General features: G+C 68.6%; 10 protein-coding genes. 5 read left to right on the top strand and 5 right to left on the bottom strand.

All coding sequences use genetic code 11. The features are described 5' to 3' along the window. Positions 1 to 296 precede the first annotated feature (296 nt). Positions 297 to 1,424 (top strand): CapA family protein, encoded by a 1,128-nt coding sequence (locus AC069H_RS34390; RefSeq protein WP_478235111.1) that lies wholly within the window; start codon positions 297 to 299, stop codon positions 1,422 to 1,424. 56 nt (positions 1,425 to 1,480) lie between these two features. Here the strand turns inward: AC069H_RS34390 and AC069H_RS34385 are convergent, their stop codons facing one another. Further along, positions 1,481 to 2,506 carry a family 2 encapsulin nanocompartment cargo protein polyprenyl transferase gene (locus AC069H_RS34385; protein WP_478235110.1) on the bottom strand — a complete coding sequence of 342 codons (1,026 nt, stop codon included), beginning with the start codon at positions 2,504 to 2,506 and terminating at the stop codon, positions 1,481 to 1,483. A 452-nt stretch (positions 2,507 to 2,958) separates the two neighbouring features. Between AC069H_RS34385 and AC069H_RS34380 the strand changes: the two genes are divergently transcribed. Beyond that, positions 2,959 to 3,723, top strand: coding sequence for a bestrophin-like domain (locus AC069H_RS34380; protein WP_478235109.1), 765 nt, complete (start codon positions 2,959 to 2,961; stop codon positions 3,721 to 3,723). 4 nt (positions 3,724 to 3,727) lie between these two features. Then, entirely contained in the window at positions 3,728 to 4,942 is a 1,215-nt protein-coding gene (locus tag AC069H_RS34375) for a DUF6923 family protein (protein WP_478235108.1), read from the top strand. Position 4,943: 1 nt separating this feature from the next. Here AC069H_RS34375 and AC069H_RS34370 read toward each other — a convergent pair whose 3' ends face one another. Continuing rightward, positions 4,944 to 5,969 (bottom strand): autoinducer 2 ABC transporter substrate-binding protein, encoded by a 1,026-nt coding sequence (locus tag AC069H_RS34370; protein ID WP_478226662.1) that lies wholly within the window; start codon positions 5,967 to 5,969, stop codon positions 4,944 to 4,946. 263 nt (positions 5,970 to 6,232) lie between these two features. Between AC069H_RS34370 and AC069H_RS34365 the strand changes: the two genes are divergently transcribed. After that, positions 6,233 to 6,697: a DUF4396 domain-containing protein gene (locus tag AC069H_RS34365; protein ID WP_478235151.1), complete on the top strand. Its 465-nt coding sequence runs from the start codon at positions 6,233 to 6,235 to the stop codon at positions 6,695 to 6,697. Positions 6,698 to 6,943: 246 nt separating this feature from the next. On the opposite strand, the gene AC069H_RS34360 is transcribed toward AC069H_RS34365, so the two are convergent. Together AC069H_RS34360 and AC069H_RS34355 are read right to left on the bottom strand one after the other, a co-directional pair. Further along, positions 6,944 to 8,164 carry a glycoside hydrolase family 88 protein gene (locus tag AC069H_RS34360; protein WP_478226675.1) on the bottom strand — a complete coding sequence of 407 codons (1,221 nt, stop codon included), beginning with the start codon at positions 8,162 to 8,164 and terminating at the stop codon, positions 6,944 to 6,946. 94 nt (positions 8,165 to 8,258) lie between these two features. Then, entirely contained in the window at positions 8,259 to 8,369 is a 111-nt protein-coding gene (locus AC069H_RS34355) for a BBE domain-containing protein (RefSeq protein WP_478235107.1), read from the bottom strand. A 129-nt stretch (positions 8,370 to 8,498) separates the two neighbouring features. Here AC069H_RS34355 and AC069H_RS34350 point away from each other — a divergent pair, with 129 nt between their 5' ends. After that, the gene (locus tag AC069H_RS34350) at positions 8,499 to 8,696 is read left to right on the top strand and encodes a hypothetical protein (RefSeq protein WP_478235106.1); all 198 of its coding nucleotides are present in this window, start codon (positions 8,499 to 8,501) and stop codon (positions 8,694 to 8,696) included. A 490-nt stretch (positions 8,697 to 9,186) separates the two neighbouring features. Here the strand turns inward: AC069H_RS34350 and AC069H_RS34345 are convergent, their stop codons facing one another. After that, on the bottom strand, positions 9,187 to 10,413 hold the full coding sequence (locus tag AC069H_RS34345; protein WP_478235105.1) for a hypothetical protein: 1,227 nt from the start codon (positions 10,411 to 10,413) through the stop codon (positions 9,187 to 9,189). Positions 10,414 to 10,500 lie beyond the last annotated feature (87 nt).

Genomic DNA, 10,500 nt, shown 5'->3' with positions numbered 1-10,500 from the left:
GGGCTTTGTGGCTGTGTCTGGGGGTGGGGGGGGGGGGGGGGGTGGTTCTGGTCCAACCCCAAAACCCCCCCCCACGACCCCCTCGTGAAATCGCCTATCCGGGCATCAGTCGGACATTGAGTCGCGCCGTACGGGCGTCTCTCTCGTTCCGCTGATCGTTCGGGGCGGCCATGGCGGCGATACTCCCAGGTTCCGGGGGCGATTCGCGAACGGAAAGTGCCGTGGACCTCGGTTGGGTGTCGTGCCTACGGGCCGTAAGGCAGGATGGGGGGACCTTCACCCGATCGAGGGAATAGATGTTCAGCTCCCGTGCCCGTCAGGCTACTGCCCTCCTCGGCGCAGCCCTCCTGCTCGCGGGGTGCGGCAGCGCTCCGGAACAGCGGCAGCCGCCCGTCACGTCCGAGGCGCCGCCGTCGAGCCAGGCGCCGGACGGGTCGTTCACCGTGGTCGCGACCGGCGACGTGCTGATCCACCCCGCGCTGACCGAACAGGCGAAGGAAGACGGTGGCGGCAAGATCGACTACCGGCCCCTGCTGGCCGGGATCAAACCGCTGATCTCCGGGGCCGACCTCGGCATCTGCCATCTCGAGACCCCGCTCGCGCCGAAGGGCGGGCCGTACAGCGGCTACCCGTCGTTCAGCGCGCCGCCCGAGATAGCCGGCGCGCTCAAGGACACCGGGTACGACAACTGCTCGACGGCGTCCAACCACACGATCGACCAGGGCGTGGACGGCGCGACCAGGACCCTCGACGAACTCGACGAGGCCGGGATCAAGCACACCGGCTCGGCGCGTTCGGCCGAGGAGGCGAAGAAGCCGCTGATCGTCGACGTCAACGGCGTCAAGGTCGCCCAGCTCTCGTACTCCTACGGGTTCAACGGGATCAAGGTGCCCGCGGGCAAACCCTGGCTGGTGAACCAGATCGACGCCGAAGACGTGATCGCCGAGGCCAAGGCCGCGCGGAAGGCGGGCGCGCAGGTCGTCCTCGCGAGCCTGCACTGGGGCACCGAGTACCAGCACGACCCGACCGCCGAACAGCGCTCACTGGCGAAGAAACTCCTCGGTGACGACTCGATCGACCTGATCATCGGCCATCACGCGCACGTCGTGCAGCCCTTCGAGCAGATCAACGGCAAGTGGGTCGCCTACGGCCTCGGCAACAGCGTCGCCCGCCATTCGGAGCCGAAGGGTTCGACCGAACAGGGCGCGGCCGCGCGGTTCCGGTTCGTGCGCGACGGCGAACGCTGGAAGGTCGACAAGGCCGAATACGTCCCGACGCTGGTCCAGCTCGGCCCGCCGATCCGCCTGCTCGATCTGACCGCGGGACAGGCCGGGAACGCCGGCGCGGAAGCGCTCAAGGCCACCGACGAAGTTATCCTCAGCCGCGGCGCGGGCGACCGGGGGCTGACCCGCCCCGGCCGCTGACCAGAGGGGGCAGGGGCGGGCTCGTCCCGCCCACCCCTGCCTCACCGCGCCCGCCTTCAATACCGTCGCCGTACCACCAGTTTCGCGAGGGCCGCGAGCTCGGCGCCTGGGCGGTGCACCGGGTTCGAGACGGCGAGATGGTGCAGCGCGCCGGTCAGGAGCGCGTCGGCCTGCTCCTGACTCCAAGCCCGGCCGCCCGCCCGTTCCACCAGCTCGGCCGCGTGGGGCAATTCCGCGGCGTCGAGGTTTTCCTTGCGGTACAAGGCATCCAGTTCTCGCCCGGCTTCCGTCCCCGAGTGGAGCGCGGCCACCACCGGCAGGGACTTCTTCCGGTTGGACAGATCCGAGTGGACCGGTTTGCCGGTCACCGCCGGATCGCCCCAGATCCCGAGTAGATCGTCGATGTGCTGGAACGCCAGCCCGAGTGCCCTCCCGTACTCGGTCAGCCGGTCGACCTGATCCCGCCTCCCTTCCCCGGCCAGCGCCCCGAGCGTGCACGACGCCCCGAGCAACGCGCCGGTCTTCCCCTCGGCCATCCGTACGCATTCGGCGGTGTCGACGTCACCGCGTTCCTCGAACTTCAGATCGGCGCTCTGGCCCTCCAGCAGGTCGATCACGGCGGTGCTGAGCACCCGCAGCGCGGTCTGCCCGAACGGGGCCAGCACCTCGAAGGCCCGGCACAGCAGGGCGTCCCCGGCGAGGATCGCCGCGCCGGTGCCGAAAACGGTCCAGGCCGTCGGGCGGTGCCGCCGGGTCGTGTCGGAGTCCATCACGTCGTCGTGCAGCAGGGAGAAGTTGTGCACCATCTCCACCGCGACACCCACCGGGACGGCGATTTCGGCGTGCCCTCCGACCGCCTGCGCCGACAGCAGCGCGAGCGTCGGCCGCAAGGCCTTCCCGCTGTCCGAAGTGGACGGACGCCCGTGTTCGTCCCACCAGCCGAAGTGGTAGCCGGCGATGAGCCGCATCGATTCGGGCATGCCGTCGACGGCCTCGCGCAAGGCCGGGTCGAGCAGATTCCGGCTCCAGGTCAGCACTTCACCGGCGGGCCGGGCTCCGGTATGGGTCTCGATGGTCGTCAACGGACTCCCTTTCAGTCGACCCGGTGAACTGCTGTTTTTCGCAATTCGTGGATACCCATTCGAGTGGGGCGGTGGCAAAGTCAACATAGCAAGGGGTAATGCCCGGGCAAACAACTCGATCGGGTCCGCGGAAATGTTCACCTGTTTGCCGGACCGCCCCGGACGCGCGGCCGGGGCGGCCATTCGGGTGCCGAAGCTACGCGAAATGCCGGTATACGGCGGAGTCGGTGACGTCTCGTGGTGGCGACTCACTCGGTCGTGAAGCCGCGCTCTCCGACCGGTGGCGCGCCTTTCCGCCGCGTATCGGAAATTGTTTCGAGTGCTGAGAAATTGGGCCGAGCCGGTGATGATCCACTTGCTGTTGTCCGCCGCTGGTATGAATTGATTCAACCGGTCTTTCCCGTTCGGTGAAGGGTGAACTAGCTTCAGCAGTCTCCGTGGGAAGGACTCGAATGGGTATTTACCTGACCGGCATCGCGTGGGTCGTCGGCGCGGCGGCCCTCGCGTGCTTCGTCGGCTACCTCGTCCGCAGGTTCGGCTGGGACGAGGGACGGCCCGACAACAACGACGCCGCCGGTCAGGTGTTCACCATCGTCGGCGGGCTGCACGCCGTCCTGGTCGCGTTCGTCCTGATCTCGCTCTTCGACTCCGCGAGCGCGGCGCGCGAGGGCTCGTACCACGAGGCGGACAGCCTGGTCGCCGCCGTCTGGGCCGCCGATTCGCTGGGGGCCGAGGTCAAGGACGAGGTGCGGAAGCTGAGCGCGGAGTACCTCACCACGGTCGAAAAGAAGGAGTGGCCGCTGATGGCCGGGGGGCAGACGAGCATCCCCGATCTCGGCTGGACACAGCTCGACAACTTGCGCAAGGCGGTGGACAAGGCCCAGTCGGACGACGACTGGTTCCGTGAGCGCAAGGCCGAGGCGGCCACTCAGCTCTGGCAGGTCTACGAGGCCAGGCAGGACCGGCTCAACGCGGTCGTGGGCGGCAGGGTCGGTGGTGTCGTCTGGTTCGCGCTCATTCTCGGCAGCCTCATTTCGGCGTTGCTGCCCAACCTGTTCGGCGGTACCCGCCTGGCCGCGCACCTGGTGATCGTGTCCACGCTGGCCGGCACGGTCACGTTGCTGCTGTTCGCGATCTACCAGCTGCAGAACCCGTTCGGCGGTGGGGTGCGGATCCCGCCGGACGCGTTCACCTCCGCGCTGGCGAGGATCTCTTGAACCGGTGAGCACTGTGGACCGGGTGACGCGGACGGCGGCGACGGTGGCCGTCGCCGGCCTGGTGGGGGCGTCGGCGCTGCTGGCCCCGATGGCCGCGCGCGCCGTCGAGTCCTGCCTGGTGGTGCAGGCGGAGACCGGGTCGCACGGGAAGTCGAAGCTGCGCTGGCTCGACGCCGGATCGGGGACCACTTCGCGCGTGACCGAACCGGGTTACCGGCTCAACGCGCTCGGGTACTCCGCGACGCGGAACCTGGTCTTCGGTGTCGCGGAAGGACTCGGCCGGGGCGCGCACGCGGTGACGATCGACCGTGACGGGAAGACCCAGGACCTCGGTCCGATCACCCGCGCCGGGAACCGGCTGCCGTTGTGGAGCCCCGTCGCCGGAGTGACCGCCGGCGCGATCGGCGGGAATTCCTGGTATCTGCTCAGGAACGGCACACTGTACACAGTGGACTTGTCGCCGGGGGAGCGGTACCTGCGGGTGATCAGGACGGTGTTCCTCCGGCCGATCACGCTCGCCCACGACGTCAACGATTTCGCGTACCACAACGGATTGCTCTACGGCGTGTCCACCACCTGGCGCGGGAAGGGCGCCGTGATCACCATCGATCCGGCGTCCGGCAAGGTCCGCGAAGCCGAAGGCACGCGTTTCCCGCCCGCTGACGTCTACGGCTCGGTCGTGCTCGGCCGCGACGGCGCCCTGTACGCCACGGCGAACCGGATCGGCGGGCGCAGCGTGCTCTACCGACTCGACCGAAGCGGGCAGGTGACCGTGGTGCGTTCGGGCCCGCCGCTGGCGGGTTCGGACGCCGCGGGTTGCCTCACCGCGCCCGAGCCGCCGAAGCCGGAGCCGCCCAAGCCGACTCCGACACCCACGCCGACACCCACTCGGACTCCGACGCCTTCCCCGACTCCGTCCCCCAGCCCGTCTTCCACGCCCTCGCCCAGTCCGTCTTCGTCGCCGAGTTCCAGTCCTTCACCGACTCCCTCGCCCACGCCGTCGTCGAGCCCGGCGCCCACTCCGGCACCTCAGGTGGTCCCGCCGCCCGCTCCCGCGCCGAAGCCGTCTCGTTCGGCCGCGCCCCGGGAACGGAAGGAGGAGGTGGCGGAGACCGATTCCCTTGCCCGCACGAAGGAGAAGCGGCGATGGGGATTGACCGCGCTGGTGCTGATCCTCGGCGGCGGCGCGGCGGCGGGTGCCGTCCGGCGGGCCCGGTGACTCAGTACTTGAACTGGTCCACGTTCTCGCGCGTGATGAGCAGCGGGTCACCGAGGAGCACGGTCTTCGTGTCTTCCTCGTACTTGATCGCGGGGAGTTCGAGGTTGACCTTGTTCGACGGGCTGAGCCGTTTGCCCTCCGCGATCTGCTTGCCCGCCCACGCGGTGAGGTAGCCGAGCGATTCGACGTTCCACAGCACCGACAGCGACGCGGAACCGTCCAGCAGGTACGGCTTGATCGCCTGCGGCGTCCCGACGCCGACGGTGAAGACGCGGCCGATCTTCTGCTGCGACCGCACGGCCTCGGCGACCCCGGGCGCGGACGTCGTGCATTCGCCGACCAGGCCGGTGAGGTCCGGGTACTTGGCCATCAGCCCTTTGGCCAGCGCGGTGGCGTTGTCCTTGTCCTCGCCGGCGTAGACCGTCTCGACGAGCTGCGCATGGGGGTACTCCGTAGCGGTATACGCGCGCTGAACCGCGATCCACGCGTTGAGGTTCTCGGCGGTCTCGCCGCAGGAGACGATCGCGTACTTGCCCGCGTTTCCCATCTTCTTCATCAGGGCGTCGGTGAGCGCCTTGCCGACGCCCTCCGGGGTCGCCTGGTTGACGAAGAGTTCGCGATCGGTGCCGGGCGCGTCGGTGTCCGAAGTGATCACATGGACGCCCTTGGCCCGCGCCTCGGTGATCGCGGGGGCGATCGCCCTTGGATCGTTCGGCGCGATCGCGATGACGTCCACCTGCTGGTCGACGAGGCCGCGCACGATCGAGACCTGCGCCGCGGGGTCCACCGTGACCGGGCCGGTCGAGGACCATTCGACACCGAGCTGCTTGGCCGCGGCCTGCCCGCCGGCGTTCATCGCCTCGAAGTACGGGATGCCCGCGACCTTCGGCACGAACGCGATCCGGATCGGCTTCGCCGCCGTCTCCGCCGGTTCTTCACCGCCGCCACAGCCGGTCAGCCCGAACACCATGCCCCAAGCGAGCACAGTGGCAACGACGAGCGTCTTCGTCGGCCCTCGCATCTCCACCCCATAGTCACGGAACTACCTGAACCAGCCGATCGGTCTACGCGCGGTGGAGACCTCCGGCGAAACTAGGGGTCCTCGGTTACCCCGGTCAACCGGATGAGCGCAAAGGGTTACGGAAGTGAGTTCATCGACCTGGGCTGATTACCGGGTCGGCCTACGGGGGTCACGGTGAGCGACCACGGGACACGGATCACTGCGCCATCCATACGGGTGGGGGGTATGGTCTCCGCATGAACGAGACACGGCATGGAGCAAGCTGGTCGATGGCGGCTTCGGCGACTCTGCACTGCCTCACCGGGTGTGCGATCGGTGAGGTCCTCGGCATGGTGATCGGCACGGCGCTCGGCCTCGGCAACGTGGCGACGATCATCCTCGCGGTGGCGCTCGCTTTCGTCTTCGGCTACGCGCTGACCATGCGTGGCGTCCTGAAGTCGAGCCTGCCGTTCGGCACCGCGCTCAAGGTGGCGCTGGCGGCCGACACCGTGTCGATCGCGGTCATGGAGATCGTCGACAACGGGGTCATGCTGGTGGTGCCGGGTGCCATGGAGGCGGGGCTCGCGAGTCCGCTGTTCTGGGGCGCGCTGGCGTTCGCGCTGGCCGTCGCGTTCGTGCTGACGGTGCCGGTGAACAAGTGGATGATCGGGCGCGGGCTGGGGCACGCGAAGGTCCACGCGCACCACGGCGGCCATGAGGGTCACGGTGGTCACGAGGGGCACCACGCGCATTGAGCGCCCTTCGCTGCACGGCCGCGGCCGGAAGGAGGCCTTCACTGCCTTCAAAGATGCCGCTGCGCGTGAAGGCCCCCTTCCCTCTGCTCAGCCGAGGAAACTCGACCTTCACACCTTGCCCAAGTACATGAAGGCCCCCTTTCCTGTATCTAGGCGCAAGGAGGGGCTTTCATGTACTTCGGACGGGCAAGGAGTACTGTTTCGGGTCGTCAGAACGACCCGAAACACTCACGACCTCACCCGGCGTCAGACGCTCGACAGGTCGATCGCCCTGTCGATCTCCTTCGGCATCAGCACCCGCAGAATGCCCTCCAGCAGGTAGTAGTCGGCGTAGGGCAACGAAACCTCGACGCCGTCCTCGGCCCGGCGGTTGCGCGTCCCCCGCGCCACGATCGCCTCGGCGCGGGTGGACTTCGTGGTCAGGCAGGTGTCGCACAACGCGGTGAGGATCCGGATCGCCGCCTCGCGGTAGTGCGGCCGGTTCGCGACCTTCGCCAGGTCGAGCAGGCCACACGCCATCACCGCGCCGGCCGAGGAGTCCTTGATGTCGTACGGCGCCTGCGGTGCGAGGTAGTCCCACACCGGCACGGCGTCCGGGGTGAGGGCACGCAGCGCGAAGTCGGCAAGGCGTTGCGCGGTCCGCAGGAACAGCGGGTCGCCGGAACGCCGGTACATCGTGGTGAACCCGTAGATCCCCCACGCCTGACCGCGCGACCAGCAGGACGCCGGGCTGTAACCCTGCACGGTGTTCGGGCCGATTTCGGCGCCGGTCTCGGGGTCGAAGTCGAACACGTGCGGCGTCGAACCGTCCGGGCGCAGGAAGACCCGTTCGGTGGTCTTCGCGTGGGAGACGGCGATGTCGAGGTACTTCCGGTCACCGGTCTGCTTGCTCGCGAAGGTCAGCAGATCCAGGTTCATCATCGTGTCGATGATGACCCGGCCGGCGTTGTTCGGCGTGCCGAGCGCGCCCCACGCTCGGATGAACTTCCCTTTTTCGTTGTAGCGCTGGATGAGCGACGCGGCGGCGGTGAGCGCACCGGCGCGCCATTTCTCGTCGCCGGTGAGCCGCCAGCCGGTCACCCACGACGGGTAGAAAAGGAATCCTAGGTCGTGGTCCCGCGTCTCGTGCTGGCGCGGCGCGAGCTTTTCCGCCGACGCCATGGCGAGGGTGCGGAATTGCGGATCGCCGCTGTAGATCGAGGCGAGCCACAAAGTGCCCGGCCAGAATCCGCCGATCCAGCCGCCGTTCTGCGAATAGGTCCATTTCTCGAATCGGGTGATCTCCGGAAAGGCCGTCACGCCGGGTGCGACGGCCCGCAGCTTGGTCACCGCGTAGTCGGCCGTTCGGCGGAAAGTCCTTAGTCCGTCGGCCTCTTCCCCGGCCGCACTGGCGGCAGGGGTGATCGTCGTCGCCGCGACGGCGGCACCGGCCGCCGTGGTCAAAAGGGTTCGCCGGGAAACGCTCACAATACCCGCCATTCGTCAGTGGGAAATGCGTCACGGGAGTTTCGCACGACGATCACGGCATTGTGAAGACCATTCATGGTTGTGAATAAACGGCTCACTCAGCGGGACGGATGTTCGCGTTGTGCCGGAACACGTTGTCCGGGTCGTGCACCGCCTTGCCGGTGGCCAGCCGCGCGTACTTCTCCGCGCCGAACGCCGTGCGCACCCCGGTCTTCGTCGTATTCGTTCATGAAGTTCAGGTAGCCGCCGTAGTTGTTGGAATGCGGCAAGAGTTCTTCCCACAGCGCCCGCGCCCAGATCCGGTCGGCGGCCAGGAGTTTCCGGTGTCGGGGCGGTGGTCACCAGACCGACGACGAACCCGGGCGTCCGCGGCCCGCCGAACGCGGTCGCGTCGTCGGGCACAGTCGAGAACGTGTCCTGCAGTGGCACGATCGGCAGCACGGTCGTCGGCGACGCCTTGTCCGGCAGGCGCGCGGCGATCACGTCGATGACCTTTTCGGACAGTGAGGCGACGTACAGCGACTTCTCGTAGGCGAGAATGCCCCGTGGCGTGGTCGGGTCGAGCAGTTTCTGCAGCTCCGTGTACCGCATCGGGGTGACCAGTTCGAACGCCGCGGGCAACCCGCCCCGGATCCGCTCGACCAGCCGGGCGTCCCGTTCGGGACCGTCGAAGCCCCGCCGCCGCGCACGGTGATCTCGAGACCCTTGTCGCGGCCGAAGGCCAGCGCGGTGACGACGTCCTATCCCGGATCGGCGGCGGTGACCACCGCGCCGGACAGACTCCGGCGCAACGCGGTCGTTTCGGGCCGGCTACCGCACAGTCTCGATGGCGGACGCCCCGGCCCCAGGTCCGCCCGCGCGGGAAAAAGGGCGGACGAAAGGGCGAAGGCCCGGCGTTATGGGGTACGCCGGGCCTTCGCGATCTGTGTTCGACCTTTGAACCCGCGACCGCGATCGACGTCGGCAGGGGCGCCCTGCCACCGCGATAGCGGGGGGCCTTCGGCCGAAGTGGGTTCAGGGGGTCACGAGCACTTGGGCGCCACCGGCAGGTCCGAGCCGGTCTGCACGTAGGTGTCGGAGACGTAGTGCCCCGGGCCGATCCGGTTCCAGATGTTGCTGGTGCCGAACTTGCCGGTGACGGTCTCGCCCTCGACGTAGCACTCGATGTTGACCTTCGCGTAGTTCGCCGCGAGGCCCTTGATCGCCGCGGTGGTGCTGGCCGAAGCCCGGACGTTCATCGGGTCGCCCGCGGTGCTGATGACGCCGGTCGGGCCGGAGCCGGTCCACAGGTAGGAGACGTTGACCCAGCCGTTGTCCGTCATCTTCAGGCCGTCCCAGAAGGTGCCGTCCGCGAGGTCGATCCCCGCCGGGTTGGCCACCTTGCGGCCGAACTCGTCCTTGCCGCCGTTGTAGCCGTCCTGGTACGCCGCCTGCGCCTCGGGCTTGCCCTGCGGCAGGTTCTTCCACATCTGGCGGGTGGCCGACGGGTTCCAGTAGTCGTCCTTGGTGTTCCACGGGCCGACGTCCCACACCGGCGCGTACTCGCAGCGGCTGTTGTCGGTGCGGCAGATCCGGACGGTGTAGTTGCCGGTGTTCTTCGGCGCCAGGCCACGGCCAGAGGGGAGGGCGACGAAGTGGTCGCGGGACTTGATCACGTGGCCGTTGGCGGTGGTGCCGCCGACGAGGCCCTCGCGGGTGCCGTAGACCCGGTACGTCAGCGGGGCCGCGGCCGCGCCGATCGCGTTGACCTGCGGGCCGAGCTCACCCTGAAGGGTGACGTCGCTGACCTTCGCGGTCACGCCGTCGGTCACCGTGCGCAGTCCGATGCGGACCTGGACGGTGGAGACGGAGGCGGACAGGTGGGCGGCGCCGCCCTCGGTGGGCGTCCACTCCGTCCAGTCCTGGGAGTTGAGCTGGCCTCGGACGTCGACCTCGACCTCGGTGCCCTTCGGCGCGTCGGCGGTCACCTGGGCGGTGACGCGGTTCACGGGCTTCCCGAGCTTCTGCTCGGCGAGCAACAGGTAACCCTGGCTGCCGACGGAGTCGGGTTTTCTGTGCCAGGCGGCGTTTTCCAGGCTGAGCACGCCGCCGTCGCTGCGCACGTTGACGTCGTCGCCGTCCACAGTGGACAAGTCGGCGCGCCAGCTTCCCTCGGGCGCCGCGTTCGCGGGGCTGGCGGCCAAGGCGGTGACCGCCCCCACGGCCAGCACGGCCGCCATCACCCGGCGGGCCTTAACGGTCCGGACCATTCCGGTCTCCCTTCGAGCACTCTCGGTTGCTACGAAGGGAGCTTCGCCGGGGCGTGTACACGATCGATACAAAAGCAAGTCGGCACC

This window comes from Amycolatopsis sp. NPDC043887, assembly GCF_056435665.1.
The sequence above is the reverse complement of the archived record's forward strand: the minus strand, read 5'-3'. Positions and strand labels throughout refer to the sequence as shown.